The sequence below is a fragment of the Cecembia calidifontis genome (genome assembly GCF_004216715.1).
Lineage (GTDB): Bacteria > Bacteroidota > Bacteroidia > Cytophagales > Cyclobacteriaceae > Cecembia_A > Cecembia_A calidifontis.
The window spans coordinates 1,105,650-1,127,057 of record NZ_SGXG01000001.1 but is presented as its reverse complement, the minus strand read 5'-3'; the positions used below and the strand labels follow the sequence as shown (position 1 = coordinate 1,127,057).

The following is a 21,408-nucleotide window of genomic DNA, read 5'->3' as shown; positions in this document are numbered from 1 at the left end:
TTTCATTGTTTCTTAAGGGATAACATGGCAATCATACCAATTATAAAATACAAAATTTCCAAGATCCAAAAGTGGATCTGAAATACACCAGTAGCGAGCACCAAACTTGGAAAAACGGGCAACATCGCATTGGAGGTACCATGGGCCATCAGGGCTGATAAGGGCTTGTGGTTGGAAACTTTCACTACCCAGGAGAAAAAGAAGGAAAGTCCGATGCATCCAATCAGAAAGGCAGGAAAAGGCATAAATACCTGAAAGGAATCAGGAATAAACCAAAGCGGAACATGCCACAAAGTCCAAATGATTCCCAAGATGGTATTGCCCAGCCAAACCCCAAATCTGGATTCCAAAATAGGCATGATGTAACCGCGCCAACCGATTTCTTCCTGACCTCCACCAAAAAATACCATCAACAGCCAATAAATCGGGAAAACAAAAATTGTGGGCAAAAGCATCGACAAACGTTCATAGCCGAAAAATCCAGGAATATACCATGCCAGAAAATTGGCAAGGCCCATCGCCCCAAAAATGATTCCCCAAACTTTCCAGCCAAAATTGAAGGAGAAAAAAGACCGAAGAAAGGGTTTGACTGCTGACTTCCCTTGAAGGGTTTTGATGGAAAAAACCGCAGCAACCCCTGGACCAAATGCGCCCAGGATAATCGCAGGCATACTCAAATTGCTTCTGAGGGTTGCATCCCAGTCCCAAATGTCCAATCCACCCAAAACAAAGGGCAACCAAAGCAGCCAGGACCATAAAAAGGTAACCACAAAGAACCGGATAGGAATGGATTTATGATTTGATACCGCTGTCTTCATAGGAATATTTTTTCAAGAACCACCATGCCAACATGTGCGAACATATGTGCCAGAAATGCACTTTCCAGGCCTTTTTTCCAATAAAGCCAACCAAAAACCAAACCGCCTATGGAGTTACCAAGAAGCACATAGCCAATCATGATCGGACTTGGATTTCCTATAACCTGGAAAACCATGGGGAAATGCCCGACAGCAAAAATAAGTGCAGCCAAAATGATCCCTAACCAATAGATTGAAGGCTTCGTCCCTTTGGAAATTTTAGAAGCGATCCATACCAGGAAGGTCATCAAACCAAAACGCATCAGGATTTCTTCCGTGATGCCGCCGTATAGGAACCTGGCGGCCAATGTCAGTTGAATGTTTGCGGTGAGCTGCTCAAATTCTGAAGGAATCAGCACCCTACCAATCAGCCCAAACAAACTCAAAACAACACCGGTTAGCAGTCCCCCAACAATCCCATACACTAGTATTTCACGGGTTTGAGGGAAATCTTCTTTAAGGCCCAGCCATTTTTCAAAAATGGGAATACTCAGGTTAATCTTTTGGTAAAGCAGGACTCCCACTATAACGGCTATCAACATGATAATGGTGGGATTGATCAATAGCAGCCATTGAATTTGGGAGGGGGTAAACTGTTCCTCCAAAATGGATTGCATTTCCTCCGGTAAAGGGATATCCACAGTCAACATGGACAAAATACCCAAAAGCCCAAGGAAAAATAAACTGATTCCGAGATAAAACTTTTTTAACTTCATGATGCTGGGGAATTGAGAATATTGATAGAAATTAATAGATATTATTTGTGGATAGAATGGGAGACCTGTCAGGTTTTTAAAACCTGACAGGTCTGTTTTAAACTTACAGGCCTTCCAAAAAAACTCTCAATGCACGGTTAAAATCCTCAGGATTGTCCTGATTGGCAATATGGTTGGCACTAGCGATTTCTACACAATGGCTGGATGGCTCCTTTTTATGCCAAGCTTTGGAAGCATTTTTGATAAAACCCAAATCTTTTTCCCCGTAAAGCATCAAAAGGGGAACCTTAGGGGTTTGGGGTGAAGAATCGATCAAATCGTAACACATGTCAGCAGTGATTTTCAATGCCAGCTTCTTACCAATTTTCCCTATACTAATGGCTAAATAATCCTGAACTTCCTTCTTTTCTGCCCTGTGTTTCCCAAAAGATTTGCAGAACATCTTCTCGGGAATCAAACCCATCAAAAAGAGAAAAATAGGAACCATCCATTTGGCCCATTTGCCAACATGGGATTTCAGTTCTATTCCAGGTGCATGGATCACAGCCACGACTTTTTCAGGATATTTGAGTAAAAAATACTGGGCAATCATACTTCCTAATGACTGTCCAACCAAAACGGCTTTGGAAATCTGAAGGCCTTCCATCAACTCATTCAAACTTTCTGCTGACAATTCAGTAAAACGCTTCTGGTAATTTTTTAAGGAGGAATTGCCATGACCCGGCAAATCCCAAACCAAAATCCTGTAATGCCGCTCTAAGGATACAAGCTGTTCTTGAAAAGTCAAATGATCCATACCAACCCCATGAATAAGCACCAAAGTAGGACCAGGACCTATACCTGACAGTTCATAATAGATATCTCCGTAAGTGCTTGAAATGATTCCTTTCTTCATACTAGCTTGTTCAAGATGTCCTTTAAGCAATTATTGAAAGCCACAGGATCGTCGAGGTTGCCCACATGGCCCACGCCCTTTAATTCAATCACCTTTGCTGATGGATTGGCTCCCATGGCCTTTAGCGTTGATTTTAACATGCCGTTGATTCCCTTGTCAAACTCACATCGGATCAGGGTATATGGGACAGGACACTGCGCAATAAATCCAGTGAAATCATAATTTACCAAATTATACCTGAAATGGGGTATAGCAGCCACTGCCTTTTCAAACATTTGCAAGCATGTTTCTTTGGCTTCCTCATTCAGGGCCGTTTGGGATGCCATCAAATTCAGGTACCAATTTTTAAAATATCGGAGCATCAAGGCATCAAAACCTCTGAATACCGGAGCCAAAAATTTGGGGAATTTCATTTGTCCCGTAGTGCCAAATGTGGTCAGGCTTAAGAATTTTTCAGGCATTTGACTGACTACTTCAAACCCTATCACCCCTCCGGCAGAATTGCCTACAAAATGGATATGCTCCAAATCAATGTCTTTGATCAATTGGATGATATCCGCGGCAAAGAGGTTTAAGGCATATTGATCAGTGGTGTTTGGTGAGGGTTTTGGAGAATCCCCATGTCCCCTAAGGGAAACCAACACTACCTTGTATTGGGCAGAGAAAAATTCCTGTTGTTGGTGAAACTGGATCATGCTTCCCCCCGCCCCATGTACAAAAAGAAGGGTCTCTTTGTTCTTTTTTCCCCTAATGCTGTATTCAAGTTGAATGGTGTCCATGACAATAACGATAGAGTTAAAAATCAAAAGTTCGGGCATTGTTCATATTAGTAAAATCCAAACCAAAAAATGGAATTATCAGTCAACTAATTTCAATGATTTGGATTCATAAAGATTTTCAAAAGCTCTGGATAATACTCTTGGAGTGTGGGATATTGCTTCCTATTGTTTTGATAGGCATCGATTTTTTCCAGCAGTTCATCTAAATAGGGCACTCCTCTGCTTTTTTCTCTTTGGTAAGCCCAGTCTCCCAGGCTTTCACATTCCTGTCGGGCCAGCCAGGTGGTAATGGCCCGGATAATAAACTCATTGATGCACTCCTCCCATTCCCCACAAACATGCTGTCGGGCATTTTCAGGCAAAGACTCGAAATTTTCGGAATAGGGCATTATCTTATCTCGATGCATTTCAGTAAGTGGATTGACAAAAGGATGGCTGAACTCATGGCGGATCATATATCTGAAATGGATTTCATCCCCAAAAAAGGGGATATCCTCTTTAATTGACCCTGCTCCCATCACATTGTAAATCTCCCTTTTTCCATCATGCCTTAACAAGGAATTCCCAAATCCCAGAGCGGGATAAAGGGAGACCAGGACAATATGGTAGGAATGTTGGGATTGTCCATAAAAATCCTCCAATTCACGGATAAAGTTGAAATCTCCAATTTGGTCTTTGGCCTGATCAATGGTCTGAAAATAGTATTTTTCGTTTTGGCTGAAAAAATCACTAAATCCAGAAACTTCTACAAAATCCTTGAGCAGGTCCAGGAATACCAGCAAAGAGTCTTGTCCATCGATGCGGTTAAGCACAAATTCATCCAGTTCAATATCATTTCTCAGCTGTAAAACCTGATTGGTAAAGAGCATGATATAAGAAGGAGCATTAAAATTGAGTTTCCTGGGTTGCGCACTAAGCCTGTCAAACATCTTTACAGCGGCATGCCCAGAAAAAGGACCAAAATGTTCTAAGGCACGTTGGCGATAGGAAAATTCCTGTGCGGAAACCAAAAAAGGTAATATTTCAGGATAATTTCCAATGGATTGTAAAATAGATATCAGTTCTACCTGTGGGCTGACCCGTAGTTGAATTTGATGATGTTCTGATAGCATGGCTGATGGGAGCCTTTGGGCTGAAAGATGATTTTCAGTTCCAAAAACCCCCACCAAAATCATTAGAAGTGTCAAGTTTGTTGCAAGGAATCTTGACATTACCGGGGCAATTGTCATGTAGTATAAAATAATAGTTGCTTACAAATTCCTAATTATTCATTCCTAATTTAATGCCGTTAAGTTAAGGAATGTGATTAAATAGATTTGTAATTCATTGAGTATTTCAGTTTAGCTCTGAATTTCCGCTTGAATACCTGGTTTCTTCTTGAATATTCTATTTTGGAAGCGATTTTCTTTACATATTTCTGGATAATCTGCTCCAATTCACCAATTAAATCTCTGATTTTAAGAATCAGGGATTTTGTTTTTGACAATGCATAAGTTTTATTGATTATCAAGGTCCTTGCTGACTTTGATGTCCGTCCTGTTTTGGTTTTTGGCTCCACATCATAGCAAAGAATATTGCAGAGTGATATGATCAGGGTCTTAGCATAGAAGTCCTGCTGGACCGCCCATGCTGTTTTGCCGGAAAAATCAGATACTTCAAGTCTTGATTTGATCAGTTTATATGCTTCTTCTATTCCCCATCTCTGTTTGTACAGGTTTATTAGAGAGGAGGCTGTATATTTTTTCCTGTCCAACAGCGAAGTCGCATATATTGAAATCTTACCCTTCTTATTCTTTTTCTTGATCAGTCTTACGGTCATGGTTTGGGATAACGAGGGATACTTTTCAAGCAGCCATCTGTATTTTGGAGGGAGTATTAATGTATATTCCGCATCAGAGGAACTACTTCGGGAAAAATCTTCGACACATTTCCACCAATTGTCTTTCATCCTGAAAAGAAAGTCGGCCCCTTTTCCTTTCAATTCGAAAAAAAGTCTCAGTGATGCATAATACCTGTCGCACACAAGAAGATCCCCTTCTTTAATATGTCCAAGATGGGCATGACATAGGGTGGCTTCCGAAGTGGTGTAGCTTTCCATACCGGCATCCAGTACAAGGCCGTTGTAAACATCATACAGGTAAGATATCCTGCTCATGTAATGTCCCGCATCCGCATTGGGCCCAAAACCATGATAGCTGAACTTCTCTGACATGGAGGGATGATCCGGGAGTTCAAGTGTTGAACCATCAACAGAAAGCACCCTATGCCCCTTCCATTTCTTGAACTTTGCATGTTGGTAAAAAAGACTGCAGATCAAACCGTTAAGCTTTTTAAAAACTGTATAGCACAGTTTTTTCCTGGCCTGGGTAAATGCACTTTTAGTGGGCGATAAGGAAGATTCCCCAAAAAACTCTTCAAGGCAGATATTAAGTCCTTTGTTGCTCTTTGACAAAATAAAAAGCACAAGAACTTCAAAGGAAAAGAAACGGTCACGAAGAAAATCTTTCACCGAAGTCCTACTTTCGATGATAAATTTTTCATAACTTAGTTTTAACTTGAATTCATTTACAATTAAAGTTTTAAGGCTTCCAGCACTCCCTGCTTTCGGAAGCCTTATTTTATACCTCTAATATAATGAATTTCAGTTAATTAACCACTAACTAAACGGCATTAATTCCTAATTCAACATTATCCTTTATTTTCAACCTGCTTGGATTCTGAACTTCCTTTTCTTCATTTTTTTGGAAAACTTCATCCAACCAATCAAAAACGGTATGACGAATTAGGGTGATGTTAGGAAGCATGTTTTTGCCTGAAGCGCCTTGATCACCTTTACCGATCACCAAATCCACTTTGGGGTTTTTGATCTTTTGCATGGCATCTGCTATAAATCCATGGGTAGCCGAATAGGCCAACTCATCCTCTCCTACTAATAAAAGACTGGGGCAATCAATATCCGAAGGGTCTACTGTGAATTTCTTACAGGCATCCAACCATTCCTGAATCGTATCTACCTGCCATCTCCATTTGTAAATGTCCATGACATTAAACAGACCGGCCAACCAGGAACCAAATATCCTGGTAATCAATTTGAACAAGGGGAAGTTTTCATATTTGGCCAAAACCTTAAGCTCTTTGGCCTGCACCAAATACTCATATTGATTCAAAATGATGCTGTTTGCAATCATGGCTTTGATACGCTTATCATAGGCAGCAGCTCTGGCCACAGTATAACCTCCCAAACTTGGGCCAAAGACAGCCAATTTATCCATGTCCACATCAGGCCGGGTTTCTAAGTAATCAATCACTTTACTGACGGGCTTTTCCATGGTAGGCTCCATTTTCATTCCTTGAATGGCTGTATTGCCCATCCCGGGAAGGTCTACCGTGATGACATTGTAACCACGCTCCTGATCTCCAATCCCAAAAAGGAAACACATGTCCTCACTAAAGGACTCTCCTCCTCCTACATTGTAAATGGTAGGCCTTTTGACATTGCTGTTGTCAGGTTTCATAAAATAACCCTTCAACTTTTTTCCTTCGAAATCAATTTCAATGGGTTCTATGGGAGGGTTGAATAGGGCAGCAGCCTTTCTGAAATTTGCGACCGCATGGTCCAGAATTTCACTGTAACGCTTGGTTTCTTTGACAGGACTGAGGTTAAACAAGGCGGCCCTGTTGAGGTAATACACCCTTAAGAAGGTTTCTCTGGCAGTGATGAGATGTCCACGGGAGAAGCTTCTTTCTGCATCCTTTTCCGCGAGGTCGGCCACTTTGGTCAGTTCCCGCACCCAAGCTTCCGTGTCGTATTGATTGACATTGCTGACAGCTGCAAATGCTTCACCTACATCCGCCCCACCTCTTGCCCCAAAGGCGAGAAGGTAAGAAAAGTAAGCATCTACAATCGGATTTTTGTAGTAAAACTTCATCCTTCCGACCAAGGGCTTATTGTACTTAGGTACCGCTTGAGGGGCGCCTTTTTCTGCTGGGTTATTTATTTTCTGGGTTTTCATAGTAGTGGGGTTTAACTTTTCATCTTATTGATTTACTGTAAATTTCATTAAATACCACTACATTTAATGGGAAAAAAAGCCACAGAATTTGGTATAAAATCAGGTACCTGATTCACTGTGAAAGCTATCCAATAGGCCTATTCTAGTCCTCTTTTATCAAGGATTTCCTAAAACCAGCAGGGGTAAGCCCACTCATTTTTTTGAAGAATTTTACAAAATGGCTGTAATCATCGAAACTTAGCTTCCATGCTACTTCCTTGATGCCTATATCTGAAGCTGACAAGAGGGTTTTGGCATGTAAAAAAGTGATTTCATTGAGGATGTTTTTGGGAGAGGTCTGAAATACTTTTTTTACAGCATCAGACAGGTAAGCAGGAGTGATTTCCAAATGAGAAGCATAAAAAGCGACCGATCTATTTTGCAGGTAATGTTCAAGCACCAAACTTTTGAATTTTGTAGCGATCTTTTGATATTGAAGCTCTACAAACCTTCCGTCATTTCTTCTTTCAGAAACAATCCGGTTGATATACACCACCATTACCTGTAGCAGGTTACGGATTACGAAGATGTTTTCCTCACCCAATCTTTCTTGTTCCTGCAACATCAATTCGAAAAAATGGCTTAACTGCTTATACTCCTTTTTACCGAGGGGGACCACCAGCGGCTGAACACTATGTAAAAAGCCAAAGCTGTCCATTTGCTGCGGCATACTTCCAAGGTTCAAAAATGACTCTTTGAAATTGACCACAAATCCTTCCCAATTTCCTCTTTTCTCCCAGGATAAAATCTGACCCGGCAAATAAATCACCATGGTATAATCTTCTATTTCCTCCCGGATATCAAAAACCCCCACGGCTGCCTTCAGGTCACTTCCAATGGCAATCTGGTAATAAGCAATGCTGAAAGGTCCCATTCCGGTAACAAGTTCTTCACCAAGGTCACAAAACCTCAAGATATTAAATTCATCATGTTTTGAACGCAGAGGGGTATTCGCTGCCACATAGTAATCGTTAAACTCTTTATAGACCGGTATTTCCAGATCCCCTTTCATTTCAAATCATGCTTTTGATGGTTTTGATGATCAGTCCAGAAGCTTTTCTGTGTCCTGCACCATTGACCTGATTGGTAGTCCCACAGAAATATAGATCGGTTTTAGGGTTGAAAAAAGCAAAAGTGCCCGTCTGACCCCAAAAACCAAGAATTTCCCCGGGGTATTTAAATGGGAAAAGAATCCGGGGAATCCATAATTTTTCGAGACCAATCCCAAATTGGAAAAGTCCGGGAGGAGGAAAAATCATTTTCCATTCCTTTAGCGTTCCTATTTTTTCTTTTGGGAAAAAGAACCCTGCAAAAAAAGCTTTCAAAAAGACCATTACCTCATCCACAGTAGATACAATTCCCCCCTCCGGTCCAATAGAGGCCATGTAATTGGGAAGCCACAATTTCTTGGAACCATAATAAAAAGGAGCGGGAATGTTATCCGATATATCTTGGTACACATAGGTATTTTTAAGCCCCAAGTGATCGAAGATATATGTCTTCATGATCTCTGGAATAGATAGCCCTGAAACCTCCTCAATAATTTTTCCCAAAAGCTGGTAATTCGAATCGGAGTATGCTGCTTTTTTCCCCGGTTTGAATTTGGGTTTCAATCCTTTGATAAGTCCAATGGTCCTTTCCAGTGGCCAAGCTTCATCCTTCCCTTCCAGCAAATCATCTGCAACGGTCCGCCCATTTTCCTGTTTGTGAAAAAAATAATCCGGAATGCCGGAGGTGTTGGTAATCAAATGCTTGATGGTCAATTGATCCGAGTAATCCACCCCTTTGAAAAAATGAAGTTTGGTAGAGAATTCACTCGGCAGGTATTTATTGATTTTATATTCTAAACGGATTTTTCCCTCATCAATCAGCTTCATTATGATCGCGGTGATATACATTTTTGTCACAGAAGCAATAAAGTATTTGTCTTCGGCCTGCATACTGCCGGCAGCCCCTGACCAGGATAAGGACGCATCCCCACTTTCCACCTTCATGGCAACACTGAAAATGGATTTGTTATCGACCATTTTCTGCAGGGAAGTTTGGAGAAAGATAGGGTTGAGGGTCCGTTTCATACTATAAATATAAAAAAAGCCTGGAGACCAGGCGGGAAACTTCAAATTTCAAACAGTTCAGCAGTTGAGGATTTGCAATCCTCATTATATATTTTTCGAGATTAAATTGGCCTGCCAAAGTTTCATTTTTCCACCTTCACATACTTTCTCCAATTGTGCTGCTCTTTAAACCCAAGGACTTCCTTGATTTTCCGATTGGAAAATAATGCCTCATGTTCTTCAAGATCCCGGGTAAGAGGCACTCCCGGGAAAAATCTTGCCGCTAATTCTTTACTGGGGATAATGGCACCATTGTGGTCATTACCTGCATTGAATACCTGATAACCCAATCCATCTTTTTTCAGACATAAATCCACAATCTGTCCTAAATCCCTTGCATCTATATAGCAAAACGCATTTCTTCTCCGAACCTCGGGATGTTTGAAATAATGTGGAAAAAGCAGTTCATATTCATGGGGCTCGATGACATTGCCGATGCGCAGGGCATAGATATCAAAACCTGAGCGGCGCTGAAAGCTGCGTGCCGTCTGCTCGTTAACCACTTTGGACAGTCCATAACTGTCCATAGGATCCACATCATAATCCTCCTCCAGGGGCAAGGATTTAGGATCGGTTTTTCCATCTGAAAAACAGATGCCATAGGTAGTCTCCGAAGAGGCTATGATAATCTTTTTGATCCCCAACTTGACAGCCGCTTCTATGACATTATATGTACCCACGGTATTGACCCTGAATGTTTCATTGTCCGGATTGATCAGAATTCTTGGTACGGCTGCAAAGTGCACTACAGCATCAAATTTTGGTACTCCGGTACCTGCTTCCATTTCATCAAAACCTGCATAGGAAGTCATGGCATTGAACATCTGACCGGAATCTGTAATATCTGCTATCAGATTATGTATACCAGGGAGGTCCAAAGGCTTTAAATCCACATTCAAAACCCTATGGCCTTGATCAAGTAAGTACTGTATAGCGTATTTCCCAGCTTTTCCTGAGCCTCCTGTGAAGAATATTCTCATAATTCAAATGGTTTGATGTCAAAGTTGAATACAAAGTAAACACAAACAAAAGGTATAAAAATCATAAATAAGCTACCCAAAAAAAGCATATAAAAATTCAGGAAAAGGAATTTTGCTTTATTTTTATACAAATAGCTCTGTGCCCTCCAGTCTTTAAGATAAATTCTCGATGAATACCTCCAAAACCGAAAGACACAAAGCTATTGATCCCAACAGAACTTAATTGCCTGTCAAAATCTTCATCAGCTCATCCAATTTAGGAGATAAGATGATTTCTGTCCTTCTGTTAAGTGCTCGGCCATCAGCAGTATCGTTGGAAGCCCTAGGCATAAACTCACCTTTTCCGGATGCTGTAACTCTTGTAGGTGAAATATTTTGCTCATCTGTCAGTATCCTTACAATAGATGTTGCCCGTGCCACGCTTAAATCCCAGTTATCTCTGAATCTGGCAGTTCTAATGGGCACATTATCGGTATGGCCTTCCACCAATACATCTATTTCTTCATTCTTTCTCAGCACATCTCCCAACACACGGAGAGCCTGTCTTCCCTTTTGCTCTACATCAGCACTTCCTGACCTGAACAATAGTTTATCAGACATGGAAACATATACTTTGCCATTTCTGATTTCCACAGTCAATTCATCTGAATTAAAACCGAGTAAAGCATTTCTCACCAAATCATTTAAACTCCTTGTAATAGAATCCTGACGGGAAATGATTTGCTGCATTTCGCGCAGCGACTTTTCCCGCTCCGCCAATAAGCGTTCTTTCTCATTGAGTTCATTGGATTTCTGCTGTAGGGCGGTATTAAATTGTTGGGCCTGGGAGACATTTTCATTTCTCAGGTCATCATACAAAGCCCTTAGGTTATCAAATTCCTGCCTGAGAGTTTGATTGTTCTGGATACTTTCGTTGAGTCTTGCTGTGAGATCGGCATTTTCGGATTGACTCATGGCGAGATTTGTACAAAGTTCATCCCTCTCGATGACTACTGCTTTTAAGCGCTTACCTCCGGGTAGTTTGTCCGGAATCCTGTCTCCACAACGGTAAACAGGGGCGCATGAAGAGGCGGCCAAGATGAGGGTGCCGCCTATAAGGACAAAGGATTTAAATTTGTGCATAGGAACGACTGTTTTCTGGATGAATTTTTTTAAGAACTCTAAACGAAAGCGGATAAATTCAGTTCTTTTTTTGGGGAGAATTATTATCAGGCTTTTTTCTCTTTTGATAGAAAAAAAAATTTTTGTTTATAAATGCCAGAAAAAAGACATCAATTGCTTAATAGCAGCTAAATTCTATTGATCTCCTTATTAATTCACAAATTCCAAGCCTTGTTTCAGAGTTTGATATGGAATCATTCACCAATTTTCACCGATGTCATGGTCAAAGACCCCGCCACCGCTTTGTCATTGAATAATTTTATTTCCTCATTTTTTTCCTGCAAGGCCAATGCATACAGGAGAGGCAAATAATGTTCAGGGGTAGGGATGGCCAAATCAAAGGCTTTTCCCTGAGACCGAAAATTAACCAATTCCCGGTGATTACCATCAAGAATATAGGATTTCATTCTCTCATTGGCCTCCATGGCCCAGTCAAAACCGAAAGTCTCATTCAGCCTCCTCCAGTCTACCATTCGGAGATTGTGCACCATATTCCCACTTCCAATGACCAAAACCCCTTTTTCGCGTAGGGACTTGATTTCTCTTGCCAATTCGTAATGGTACAGGGGCGTCTGACGGTAATCGATGCTCATTTGAATCACCGGAATATCGGCATTGGGGTACAAATGCTTGATAACAGACCAGGCCCCATGATCCAGTCCCCATTTGTCATCCAATCCTACCTTGGTTTTGCTGATCAGGGATTTGGTTTCCTTTGCCAAATCGGGGCTGCCAGGTGCCGGGTATTGTACTTCAAAGAGTTCTCTCGGGAAACCTCCAAAATCGTGGATGGTTGGTGGATTTTGCATGGCAGTGACAAAGGTGCCTTTGGTTTCCCAATGTGCCGAAACACAAAGAATCGCTTGGGGTTTGGGGATATCTTTGGCGACATTTCTGAAGCCAGTTACAAATTCATTCTCTTCAATGGCATTCATGGGACTGCCATGACCTAAAAACAGCACGGGCATTTTTTGGGTTTTGCCCAGTGGCGCGGTCATTTTATTCAATTCTTGTAGTTTCATGGCTGCTAGGGTCAATGGTCCCGCTGTTAACAGAGGAACCAAGGTCTTGATAAATGTTTTTCTGTCCATTCTGCAATAAAAATCAGCGCTTTTCAATTTCCACGATGGTGTTGATTTCTATTGGATTGGTGAGTATTTTATGAACAGGGCAGGCATTGGCAATCGCCAATAAGCGTTGCCTTTGGTCTTGATCAAGGTTACCAATAAATTCCAGTTTTCTGGAGATCACTGTTTTGTTTTCTTCCCGAAAGAATTTCAGTTCAATCTCGCTTTTTACTTCCTCCAGATCCCATTCTTTGCGGTCAGCATACATCCTAAGGGTTGCGCTGGTACAGGCGGCTAAAGCAGAAGCCAATAGCTCACTGGGTGAAAAACCAACATTTTTCCCACCCACCTCTATAGGTTCATCAGCAAGTAAAATATTGCCGGTTGAAGACTTGATTTGTGTCTTAAAGTGTTCTCTGCCTATGTGAGATGTTATTCTTGCCATAAATTCTATTTTTTAGGAAAAGTGGGGTAAGGCACAAACTCAGTTTCCTCACCCTTTATCTTTTCAAATTGCTGCGCTATCCATTTTTGTTTTGCCGCTGCAATCAGTGCTTTGTCCGATGCAACGAAATTCCAGTCAATGAACCTTTCTTCTATGATCAAATTGATGTTGGACATGGCTCTTGGAATTTTATTAGCTTTAACCCTGGAACTTCCACAAAGCCCCATTTTTTGTATTCCTTTTAACCAAGTTACCCTTTATAGCCAGTTCATCCAAAAGCTGCTCACTTTCAACCCTAGGCGTTCCGGACAGTTCAGAAAATTCTTTGGCAGTTAGGCTTGGATACATGGAGAATAAAGATTCCCAACTTTTTTGGTATTCCTTCTTTTTCACTTCAGGAGCTAATTTCAAAATGGCGATTTCATAGAAAGCATAAGGTTTGGTGCCATATACAAATTCCGTGTTGCCATTATTATCAGCGAAAAACAGGGAGGGAAAACCCCTGACGCCCCTTTCTTTCGCCAATTTTAAATCTTCGGAGAAAAGCTCCCAGGCCTTACCTTCGAAATCAAGTTCAAACTGGGATACATCCAGGCCCACCTTACCTGCTGCAGCTACCAAATGTTCCCTTTTGGCAATGTTCTTCTTTTGTAAAAAAACCATCTCCCTTATTTCACGGAGAAAGGATATGGCTTTTCCCTCGTCTTGAAGCTGCGCCGCCTTAAAGGCAATGGAAGGTGGATAGGAGGAATTCAAGGGGTCTTCCAACCAAACGTCCCCATCTATGGGCATATCATAATAACGGCTTACTTCATCCCAATGATGGGCGACATCAGAGGGTTTGCTGATCCCTCCACTGTTGTAACTCCAATCAGGCAATAAACCGCCCATTCTGTATTCCATATCTATGAAATGCCCATATTCCAATTTCAACTTTCTGAGTTGAGGTTCTATTCCCCAACAAGAGGAACAGATAGGGTCGGTAAAATAAATTACTTTTATGGCTTTTCCGGAAGATGGCTTCTGCTCCTGAACAGCTACTTGATCTTCCCCATCAGGGATTTCACACATGCCGGTTTCTATGTCGCATAAAAGCGGATTGACTTGTTCTTTCATTTCCCTGTTTTTACTTGATTTGATTATTAGAATAAACTCTGTTAATTGGCTTTTGATTGCTTGCAAAAGCAGGTTTATCGGGCCAAGTAACCCCCGTCTACATTGTAATAGGCGCCGGTAACAAATGAAGCCTTATCTGAATTCAACCATAAGGCCAATTCTGCCACTTCTTCGGAGGTACCTAATCTTCCCAGAGGATGCAGACCTACCAAAGCTTTCATGGTAGCATCATCCAAAGATTTTAGCAAAGGAGTCATGATATAACCCGGACCAATGGAATTGATTCGGATATTTTGTTGGGCATATTCTAGGGCTGCTGTCTCTGTCAGACCTATCACTCCGTGCTTGGAAGCTACATAGGCCGGGGAATTCGGTGTTCCAACTTTACCAAGAATGGAAGCGACATTTACAATACTTCCTCCACCCGACTTCAGCATGGCAGGAATCTGGTACCGCATGCCGTAAAATACCCCGGAAAGATTGATGGCAATGGTTTTGTCCCAGCCATCTATGGGATATTCTCCGGTTGGTGCCAAAGGACCACCAATCCCTGCATTGTTTACGGCGATATCCAATCGGCCAAATTTTTCGACCGCCTTTTCTACCACATTTTTGTTGTCTTCCGGTTTGGAGGTATCTGCCTTTACAAAAATCGCTTCGCCGCCTTTGGCTATGATCTCAGCGATAGTCTCTTGGCCGCCTTTTTCATCAATATCAGAAACGACAATCTTGGCTCCTTCAGAAGAATAGAGAAGTGAAATTGCTTTTCCAATGCCAGAGCCACCACCGGTGATTATGGCTACTTTTTGATCTAAGGTTTTCATCTTTTTTGTATTTAATGGGTTGTTAAAATCTACTATACAAAGATGCAAACCTTAAGAGGGGCAGGGGTAACAGTTTTGGGTAGAAGAGTTGTAAAATCAGGAAAAAAGCTTTTTCATCTCTTCCCGAAACTCAGAGGGAGTCTGCCCTGTCCGTTTTTTGAACACATTGGTGAAATAAGCCTTTTCATTGTAGCCCAGGTCAAAGCCGATTTCGGAAATGTTTTTATCAGAATAAGTCAACTGATTTTTGGCTTCAATGAGTTTTCTGGTTTCAATAATTTCACTGACCGTTTGCTGAAGAATGTTTTTACAGATCAGGTTGAGGTTTCTGGCAGACATAAACAATTTTTCTGCATAAAATTCCACCCCAACAGGCCTATGGTAGTTTTCTTCGAGAATCTGTAAAAAGCTCTGCAAAGTAGTGTTCTGGGAGTGGTTCAATCCTCCTTCTTCCTGAGGAGAAATTTTATTTCTTTCTGATTCAATCATAATGAATAGCGCTGTCAGCAAATGCCTCACTACGCTCAGGTCAGGATTTTCCTGCTGCATTTCCCTCTGGATGATTTCACAGATGGTGGTCAGGCGCTTGAAGCAGTAATCATCCGTCAGTTTGAGCATGGCATGGTTGTGGTAATTGGCATATAGCTGAAAGGTGATTTCTGGTATAAACTCACTTTTGAAGCGCAGTACCCACATTTCACATTTTCCATTCTTTAGTTTTGGAATGGCACGGTGAACTTTGCCTTTGGTCACAAAACTCACAAGGGGAGCATCCATGACGCTATTTTTAAAATCAATAAAATGTTCCAGTTGGCCCTCCATCCCTATGACCAATTCCTCATAATCGTGTTGGTGCGATTTATCTGGAGAAGCAGATATTTTTAAGGCTTCTGCACTGCCTACTTTAAAAATCTGGAAGAGCTGATTCATGTTCATTTACAGCAACTTGTGCCTGCTTGTCTTGGTGGGCCATTCACAGTCCCATAATTCCAATACAGACAAGAGTCGCCCTCTTTTGGCCTTAAAACTATCTTGCAATTTCCACACTCGTAAAAATATTGGCAAGTGTCTTTCGGTATAATTTCTGATTTTTTTGTCGCATTCGGGCATGTAAATAGGTTGGTAGTTAAATTATATTTAGGGTTTATTTTTCCAACTGGTTTTCTACCGGAATCAGTGTAGCTAAATGGGCATCCCTGATTTTTAGGATGGCTGATAAGATTTCAGGGTGCGACTCGGCTATATTCCATCGCTCTCCGGGATCTATACTTAAATTATACAGCAACGGAGGATCATGAGGAGTCAATTGATTGGTGATTTCTAATGGTGGTTGGGTGATCGGGTGGGCAGTTTGAGAGCCGTATTCATTTTGAGTGAAAAAATGAGCCTTGTAGTCTCCCCAACGAATGGCTCTAAGTTGGGTCCCATGATAATAATAGACTATATTCCGCTCACTTTTTCCTGTCCCAAATAACAATCCGGAAAGGTCATAGCCATCATAGGAACGATCGGTGGGAATGGGGAATCCTGATAACTTACTGAAGGTCGGAAACAAATCTAAGGTAGTACCCATATCCATGACCACTTCTTGTTTCAACTTCCCGGGCCACCAGAACAGGGTGGGTACCCGCATACCCCCTTCAAATGTCCCACCTTTGGCTCCTCGAAGCATGCCTGCCGTTCCTCCATGTTCTTTGAAAATATGCCAAGGTCCATTGTCTGAGGTAAAGATCACCAGGGTATTTTCAGCCAATCCTTCTTCTTTCAGCACCTGAAGGATCTGCCCTACGGACCAATCAATCTCTTCTATCACATCCCCGTACATACCGGCCAGAGACTTGCCTTTAAACTCTTCAGCACGAAATAGGGGAATATGAGGTAAGGAGTGGGCAAGGTAAAGAAAAAAGGGTGCCCCATTCATATTTTTGATTTGAGCAATGGCCTCTTCGGTATAACGCCTGGTCAGGGTTCGCTGATCGGTAGGTTGTTCGATGATTTCTTGATTTCTCATTAAGGGAACCTGGTATGCCTCCCATCTTTCTTCCTCGGCCAGTTGGATTTGGCCATTGATCCAATCTTTGACCTCAATGGTTTCTACCCGGTTCATATCATTGGAGTAGGGTATACCATAGTAGGAATCAAAGCCGTGGTCAGTAGGCAAGTATGGGGACTGATGCCCTAAATGCCATTTTCCTATTGCTGACGTCTTGTACCCTACGCTTTTTAGGGCTTTGGCCAGAGTGACTTCTCCTGGAGGTAAGCCTCCTTTGGAATCCGGGAAAAGCACCGCCCGTTTATCACTGGCCATTCCGTTTCTTACCGGAAGTCTCCCCGTAAGCAAACCTGCCCTGCTAGGAGTACAGACCGGAGCAGCAACATAAAAATTGGTCCATTTTTGCCCCTCAAAGGCCATTTGATCCAAGTAAGGGGTTCGAATGCTGGGATGGCCAAACACTCCCAGATCACCATATCCTAAATCATCCGCAAAAATGATAATGTAGTTTGGTTTGGATGGATTTTTCTGCTGAGCAATGGATGAAAGGGAACCTTGGAATACTAAAAGGATAGCAAATAAGTTTGGTCCCAAAAAAGCAATCAACCGAGTAAATGACTTCATGCAAGAACAGATTTGTTTTGGTTATTAAATTATTTTAAGCCTATAATTCAATATGAATTGATTTAATGAATTAACCAAGAATTGCTCTTTTATCCAAAGAGATAACCCCCAAGCTTATATATGACAGTCTAAATTTAAAAATCTATTTGAATCTAAAAAATAACGGTTTCGGGCTTTGCGTTCGGGCGGGTTTCGGAGCACAAAACTGTCAATACACCATCCCGATGTTTCGGGATTGATGCGAGGTAGAATGTTGAATTAACCACTTCACCCGCCATTGTGGCAAACGGCTGTTAGCGGTCGGCTTTCTATTTCTGTCGGTCGTTTCATTGTCATTTACAGCAATTTGTCCCGGCTTGTATTGGTGGGCATTTTACTGTCCCATAACTACAATATACGCAACAGTCACCCTGTTTTGGCCTCAATACTTTCTTACAGTTTTCACACTCGTAAAAATATTGGCAAGCATCTGTCGGCATAGTTTCTTCTTTCTTATGTCCGCATTCGGGGCAGGTGATTGTTGATTGTAAGATTATGTTCATTTTTTCTTTTCGGTTACTGTATAGCCTGTCTTTTCAATGGCTTATTCTATTTCGTCAATATTGGTTTGTGTCTGGTCAAATTCAATGATTGCGTTTCTGTTCTCGTATGAAACAGTCGTCATAACTATTCCTGTCAGTTTGTTTACTTCATGGTTTACGTGTTCTTCGCAACCTGAGCAGGTCATTCCGTTTATTTTAAATTCTGCCGTCTGAATGTTTGATTTGTCCGCAACAATAGTTTGGTTAGTTGTCTTTGGAAAGAAAACGCTGGCATACATTGGGAAAGCAAGCATAAGTCCTGCAAAAATTGTCACTATGCCTAAAAATTTTTTTGTCTGTATGAATGGTGTTTTTTCTGTCGTGTCGCAGTTGCAGTCCACTTGTTTTTGAGGCTTCAATTTTTGATACCAAGCAAATCCAATTACCAAAACTGTCAGTCCAATTAAATACGGTCTTAAAGGGTCAAGCCAAAAAAAAGTTGAAGCAAGTCCACTTGTCCCTGCCAATAAAGCCAGAACAGGAGTAATGCAGCAAAGTGAAGCCGAAATTGCTGTCAAAAGTCCAAGTCCTGCGAGTTTATTATCTGTTTTCATATTTTTTTCAAGCTTTCGAAAGCTCTTGTCTTTGAGTAAATTATTCTTCAATTAACTTTTTGTTTCTGATTTTCAATAATATTTGTGATACCAAAGCTAATATTGGCAATTCAATTAACGGACCAATGACTAATGCCAAAGCAACAAGAGGGTCATTTGGAAATGCTGTAACAGCAATTGCCAATGATATTGGAGAATTTCTCGCCAAGGTTGTCAAATTTAAGCTTGCAGAATCTTCATAATTGAATTTTAACAAGGAACTCACGAACCGACCAAATAAGAAATTGACTATAAAAAAGAAGAGCAATGGAATAAGTAAAATTAAAACGATTTTAAGATTATTGGTTAAGTATGCTCCTTGTGATGCAAACATTGCCATAATGGCCAAGCCTAAAAAAATTACCTGACTTTTTTCAAAAAAAGGTGACATTCTCTTTTCAATAAAATTACCTTTTGATAATTGTTTTGAGATAGACCTTGTAGTTTGAGCTAAAACAAAAGGAACAAGTAACACCAAAAGGATACTTTCAAACAAAACAGCTGAATCGACTGTACCTGTCTTACCAAAAAACAGAAGTAAATAAATGGGCAAAAGAATTACTTGTAAAATCAAATTTAATGGAAGTACAGATGCACTTAAAGGAGTGTTTCCTTTCGCAGTTCCCGTAAAAATCAAATACCAATCCGTGCAAGGGGTTACCATAAGCATCACAAAACCAATCCAAAGACTCACTTCGTTATGGAGGAAAAAATATCCTAAGCCATAAGCAAATATTGGAGTCCAGACAAAGTTGATTCCGATATTAGCCAAGAAAAATTTTAGATTAGAAAAACTTTTAAACAAGTCCTTAACTTAATTGGAATATTGAGAAAAAACCCGAAAAGCATTATCATTAAAAACGGGACAATGAAGTATTCAGCATATTTTCCAATTGAACCATTTTGTCCGATGAGTAGTCCGATGAGAACTGCAATTCCGATTATTATTGTTTGATATTTGTTAATGGAATTCATTAAATGATTTTGCAGTTTCTTATATTTTCAATTACGGTAACTAGTCTGGTTGTGTCGTTATAGCCTTGCCACTAACGTTTTGCCGCTTTTCGAAGGCGGGGATTTTCAGCACTAAACTTCATTAGATGCACAAAGCGACACTATCCCGATAAGTGTGTAAACTTCAAATTATGGTTTTATTGTCAGGTATCAAGAAGCCTGACCCTATCACCAAATATAAGCAGGAAACTGTTAAGAATAGCTCCCCAGTCTCTGATAGGCATAGTCCATTTTTTCGATGCTTCTCTTGCAGCCAGGAAAACAGACTTCATTACGGCATCATCTGTCGGGAAAGAGAGCTTGTTTTTGGTGTATTTTCTGATCTTTCCATTGAGATTTTCAATCAGGTTGGTGGTATAGATGATTTTACGGATTTCAGCCGGGTAATCGAAGAAAACGGTGAGTTCATCCCAGTTGTCCCTCCAGCTTTTGATGGCATAAGCGTATTTGGATTCCCATTTTTTGGCAAAATCGTTCAGGGCAGCCCAAGCAGCATCTTTTGTAGGGGCGGTATAAATTTCCTTCATATCCCTTGTAAACGCCCTGCGGTCTTTCCATGCGACATATCTACATGCGTTTCTGATCTGGTGGACGACACATATCTGAGTGACTGATTGGGGGAATGAAGCTTTTATCGTATCAGTAAACCCGTTCAGGTTGTCAGTTGCCGTTATGAGAATATCTTCAACCCCTCTGGCTTTCAGGTCGGTGAGTACCCCCATCCAGAAAGCCGAAGATTCATTCTTGCCAAGCCAAAGGCCTAGGATCTCTTTAAGGCCGTTAGTTCTGAGGCCAACGGCAATATAAACGGTCTTGTTGACCACTTTGGAGTTCTCCCTGACTTTGAAGGATATACCATCCATCCAAACGATCAGGTATACAGGGTCAAGCGGCCTGTTTCTCCATGCAACAATATCCTCCGCTACGGCACCGGTAACCCTTGAGATGGTGGAGGAGGAAACATTGATGTCATAAAGCTCCCGGATCTGTTCTTCGATGTCCTGGTTTGACATTCCCTTGGCATACATGGAAATGATCACGTTTTCAACGCCCTCCGCCATGCTTCTGCGTTTGGGCACAAGGGCAGGCTCAAAGCTGCCGTCCCTGTCTCTTGGGACTCTGATTTCAGCTTCCCCAAATGTGTTTTTTATTGTTTTGGTGGAATAGCCGTTCCTTGAATTGGGATTATCGGAATTCTGATGCTTTTCATAGCCAAGATGGGCATCCAGCTCGCCTTCAAGCATTTTCTCAACGGCTCTTTTCTGAAGCTGTTGAAGGAAGGAATTAAGCTCCCCGGCAGTCCTGAACTGCTTGAGGAAGTCATCATTTAGGAGATCTTCTTTTTTCATTTTTGTAATCTGTGTGTTATAAAGGTAAGAAATTGTCCACACACAGACCGGGGGGCGCCTACCGCGGGTTCCTCAAATTCCCTGTGCGATTTCTTCTAAATCACACAGAGAATTTCGAGGTTTAACTTTAACTTCGTAAGTAGTGAAACCAACTTACACAGTTTGTGTCATAGTCCCTCTAAAAAATAGACGAGCATCATCGCTTTTATTTTGCTGACGAGTAGCCGATGGGCTTTGCCCAAGTATTT

The 21,408-nt window shown here is 41.3% G+C and carries 23 protein-coding genes; all 23 read right to left on the bottom strand.

Annotated elements, in window-relative coordinates; all coding sequences use genetic code 11:
* Positions 1-2: 2 nt before the first annotated feature.
* Positions 3-818 carry a type II CAAX endopeptidase family protein gene (locus BC751_RS04830; protein WP_130274546.1) on the bottom strand — a complete coding sequence of 272 codons (816 nt, stop codon included), beginning with the start codon at positions 816-818 and terminating at the stop codon, positions 3-5.
* Positions 815-1,573 carry a CPBP family intramembrane glutamic endopeptidase gene (locus BC751_RS04825; RefSeq protein ID WP_130274545.1) on the bottom strand — a complete coding sequence of 253 codons (759 nt, stop codon included), beginning with the start codon at positions 1,571-1,573 and terminating at the stop codon, positions 815-817. The genes BC751_RS04830 and BC751_RS04825 overlap by 4 nt, the downstream gene beginning before the upstream one ends.
* A gap of 103 nt (positions 1,574-1,676) precedes the next feature.
* Positions 1,677-2,468, bottom strand: coding sequence for an alpha/beta fold hydrolase (locus BC751_RS04820; RefSeq protein WP_130274544.1), 792 nt, complete (start codon positions 2,466-2,468; stop codon positions 1,677-1,679).
* Entirely contained in the window at positions 2,465-3,247 is a 783-nt protein-coding gene (locus BC751_RS04815; RefSeq protein WP_130274543.1) for an alpha/beta fold hydrolase, read from the bottom strand. Before BC751_RS04815 ends, BC751_RS04820 begins: the two co-directional genes overlap by 4 nt.
* Before the next feature lie 92 nt (positions 3,248-3,339).
* Complete coding sequence (locus tag BC751_RS04810; protein WP_165389800.1) at positions 3,340-4,458, bottom strand: DUF4932 domain-containing protein; 1,119 nt, start codon at positions 4,456-4,458, stop codon at positions 3,340-3,342.
* A 95-nt stretch (positions 4,459-4,553) separates the two neighbouring features.
* Positions 4,554-5,756 carry an IS4 family transposase gene (locus BC751_RS04805; RefSeq protein WP_165389799.1) on the bottom strand — a complete coding sequence of 401 codons (1,203 nt, stop codon included), beginning with the start codon at positions 5,754-5,756 and terminating at the stop codon, positions 4,554-4,556.
* A 151-nt stretch (positions 5,757-5,907) separates the two neighbouring features.
* Complete coding sequence (locus tag BC751_RS04800; protein ID WP_130274540.1) at positions 5,908-7,260, bottom strand: alpha/beta hydrolase; 1,353 nt, start codon at positions 7,258-7,260, stop codon at positions 5,908-5,910.
* A 142-nt stretch (positions 7,261-7,402) separates the two neighbouring features.
* On the bottom strand, positions 7,403-8,311 hold the full coding sequence (locus BC751_RS04795) for a helix-turn-helix domain-containing protein (protein ID WP_130274539.1): 909 nt from the start codon (positions 8,309-8,311) through the stop codon (positions 7,403-7,405).
* A 1-nt stretch (position 8,312) separates the two neighbouring features.
* The gene (locus BC751_RS04790; RefSeq protein WP_130274538.1) at positions 8,313-9,374 is read right to left on the bottom strand and encodes a serine hydrolase domain-containing protein; all 1,062 of its coding nucleotides are present in this window, start codon (positions 9,372-9,374) and stop codon (positions 8,313-8,315) included.
* Between the two features lie 122 nt (positions 9,375-9,496).
* A complete protein-coding gene (locus BC751_RS04785; protein ID WP_130274537.1) occupies positions 9,497-10,393 on the bottom strand; it encodes an NAD-dependent epimerase/dehydratase family protein in 897 nt (298 codons plus the stop codon).
* 219 nt (positions 10,394-10,612) lie between these two features.
* Entirely contained in the window at positions 10,613-11,515 is a 903-nt protein-coding gene (locus tag BC751_RS04780) for an OmpA family protein (protein ID WP_130274536.1), read from the bottom strand.
* Positions 11,516-11,748: 233 nt separating this feature from the next.
* Complete coding sequence (ygiD, locus tag BC751_RS04775; RefSeq protein ID WP_207226838.1) at positions 11,749-12,576, bottom strand: 4,5-DOPA-extradiol-dioxygenase; 828 nt, start codon at positions 12,574-12,576, stop codon at positions 11,749-11,751.
* An 82-nt stretch (positions 12,577-12,658) separates the two neighbouring features.
* The gene (locus tag BC751_RS04770; protein WP_130274534.1) at positions 12,659-13,066 is read right to left on the bottom strand and encodes an OsmC family protein; all 408 of its coding nucleotides are present in this window, start codon (positions 13,064-13,066) and stop codon (positions 12,659-12,661) included.
* Positions 13,067-13,071: 5 nt separating this feature from the next.
* Complete coding sequence (locus BC751_RS04765) at positions 13,072-13,242, bottom strand: hypothetical protein (RefSeq protein WP_207226837.1); 171 nt, start codon at positions 13,240-13,242, stop codon at positions 13,072-13,074.
* 22 nt (positions 13,243-13,264) lie between these two features.
* Entirely contained in the window at positions 13,265-14,182 is a 918-nt protein-coding gene (locus tag BC751_RS04760; RefSeq protein WP_130274533.1) for a ClpXP adapter SpxH family protein, read from the bottom strand.
* Positions 14,183-14,256: 74 nt separating this feature from the next.
* The gene (locus BC751_RS04755; RefSeq protein ID WP_130274532.1) at positions 14,257-15,006 is read right to left on the bottom strand and encodes an SDR family NAD(P)-dependent oxidoreductase; all 750 of its coding nucleotides are present in this window, start codon (positions 15,004-15,006) and stop codon (positions 14,257-14,259) included.
* Between the two features lie 96 nt (positions 15,007-15,102).
* On the bottom strand, positions 15,103-15,936 hold the full coding sequence (locus BC751_RS04750) for a helix-turn-helix domain-containing protein (RefSeq protein ID WP_130274531.1): 834 nt from the start codon (positions 15,934-15,936) through the stop codon (positions 15,103-15,105).
* A gap of 2 nt (positions 15,937-15,938) precedes the next feature.
* A complete protein-coding gene (locus BC751_RS22300; RefSeq protein ID WP_130277496.1) occupies positions 15,939-16,154 on the bottom strand; it encodes a GDCCVxC domain-containing (seleno)protein in 216 nt (71 codons plus the stop codon).
* Positions 16,151-17,623 (bottom strand): sulfatase family protein, encoded by a 1,473-nt coding sequence (locus tag BC751_RS04740; protein WP_130274530.1) that lies wholly within the window; start codon positions 17,621-17,623, stop codon positions 16,151-16,153. Before BC751_RS04740 ends, BC751_RS22300 begins: the two co-directional genes overlap by 4 nt.
* 332 nt (positions 17,624-17,955) lie before the next feature.
* A complete protein-coding gene (locus tag BC751_RS22295; protein WP_130274529.1) occupies positions 17,956-18,165 on the bottom strand; it encodes a GDCCVxC domain-containing (seleno)protein in 210 nt (69 codons plus the stop codon).
* 41 nt (positions 18,166-18,206) lie between these two features.
* Positions 18,207-18,809 carry a mercuric transport protein MerTP gene (gene merTP / locus BC751_RS04730; RefSeq protein ID WP_479722970.1) on the bottom strand — a complete coding sequence of 201 codons (603 nt, stop codon included), beginning with the start codon at positions 18,807-18,809 and terminating at the stop codon, positions 18,207-18,209.
* Complete coding sequence (locus BC751_RS04725; RefSeq protein WP_207226836.1) at positions 18,799-19,602, bottom strand: arsenic resistance protein; 804 nt, start codon at positions 19,600-19,602, stop codon at positions 18,799-18,801. Before BC751_RS04725 ends, merTP begins: the two co-directional genes overlap by 11 nt.
* Before the next feature lie 352 nt (positions 19,603-19,954).
* The gene (locus BC751_RS04720; protein WP_130274032.1) at positions 19,955-21,160 is read right to left on the bottom strand and encodes an IS256 family transposase; all 1,206 of its coding nucleotides are present in this window, start codon (positions 21,158-21,160) and stop codon (positions 19,955-19,957) included.
* Positions 21,161-21,408 lie beyond the last annotated feature (248 nt).

What these genes read in the sequence shown, in the direction of transcription:
- BC751_RS04740 (WP_130274530.1), bottom strand. Translation starts at nt 17,623, where the DNA reads ATGAAGTCATTTACTCGGTTGATTGCTTTTTTGGGACCAAACTTATTT.
- BC751_RS04765 (WP_207226837.1), bottom strand. Translation starts at nt 13,242, where the DNA reads ATGTCCAACATCAATTTGATCATAGAAGAAAGGTTCATTGACTGGAAT.
- BC751_RS04720 (WP_130274032.1), bottom strand. Translation starts at nt 21,160, where the DNA reads ATGAAAAAAGAAGATCTCCTAAATGATGACTTCCTCAAGCAGTTCAGG.
- BC751_RS04810 (WP_165389800.1), bottom strand. Translation starts at nt 4,458, where the DNA reads ATGTCAAGATTCCTTGCAACAAACTTGACACTTCTAATGATTTTGGTG.
- BC751_RS04820 (WP_130274544.1), bottom strand. Translation starts at nt 2,468, where the DNA reads ATGAAGAAAGGAATCATTTCAAGCACTTACGGAGATATCTATTATGAA.
- BC751_RS04830 (WP_130274546.1), bottom strand. Translation starts at nt 818, where the DNA reads ATGAAGACAGCGGTATCAAATCATAAATCCATTCCTATCCGGTTCTTT.
- BC751_RS22295 (WP_130274529.1), bottom strand. Translation starts at nt 18,165, where the DNA reads ATGAACATAATCTTACAATCAACAATCACCTGCCCCGAATGCGGACAT.
- BC751_RS04790 (WP_130274538.1), bottom strand. Translation starts at nt 9,374, where the DNA reads ATGAAACGGACCCTCAACCCTATCTTTCTCCAAACTTCCCTGCAGAAA.
- ygiD (WP_207226838.1), bottom strand. Translation starts at nt 12,576, where the DNA reads ATGAAACTACAAGAATTGAATAAAATGACCGCGCCACTGGGCAAAACC.
- BC751_RS04825 (WP_130274545.1), bottom strand. Translation starts at nt 1,573, where the DNA reads ATGAAGTTAAAAAAGTTTTATCTCGGAATCAGTTTATTTTTCCTTGGG.
- BC751_RS04750 (WP_130274531.1), bottom strand. Translation starts at nt 15,936, where the DNA reads ATGAATCAGCTCTTCCAGATTTTTAAAGTAGGCAGTGCAGAAGCCTTA.
- BC751_RS04780 (WP_130274536.1), bottom strand. Translation starts at nt 11,515, where the DNA reads ATGCACAAATTTAAATCCTTTGTCCTTATAGGCGGCACCCTCATCTTG.
- BC751_RS04815 (WP_130274543.1), bottom strand. Translation starts at nt 3,247, where the DNA reads ATGGACACCATTCAACTTGAATACAGCATTAGGGGAAAAAAGAACAAA.
- BC751_RS04760 (WP_130274533.1), bottom strand. Translation starts at nt 14,182, where the DNA reads ATGAAAGAACAAGTCAATCCGCTTTTATGCGACATAGAAACCGGCATG.
- BC751_RS04795 (WP_130274539.1), bottom strand. Translation starts at nt 8,311, where the DNA reads ATGAAAGGGGATCTGGAAATACCGGTCTATAAAGAGTTTAACGATTAC.
- BC751_RS04785 (WP_130274537.1), bottom strand. Translation starts at nt 10,393, where the DNA reads ATGAGAATATTCTTCACAGGAGGCTCAGGAAAAGCTGGGAAATACGCT.
- BC751_RS04755 (WP_130274532.1), bottom strand. Translation starts at nt 15,006, where the DNA reads ATGAAAACCTTAGATCAAAAAGTAGCCATAATCACCGGTGGTGGCTCT.
- BC751_RS04800 (WP_130274540.1), bottom strand. Translation starts at nt 7,260, where the DNA reads ATGAAAACCCAGAAAATAAATAACCCAGCAGAAAAAGGCGCCCCTCAA.
- BC751_RS04770 (WP_130274534.1), bottom strand. Translation starts at nt 13,066, where the DNA reads ATGGCAAGAATAACATCTCACATAGGCAGAGAACACTTTAAGACACAA.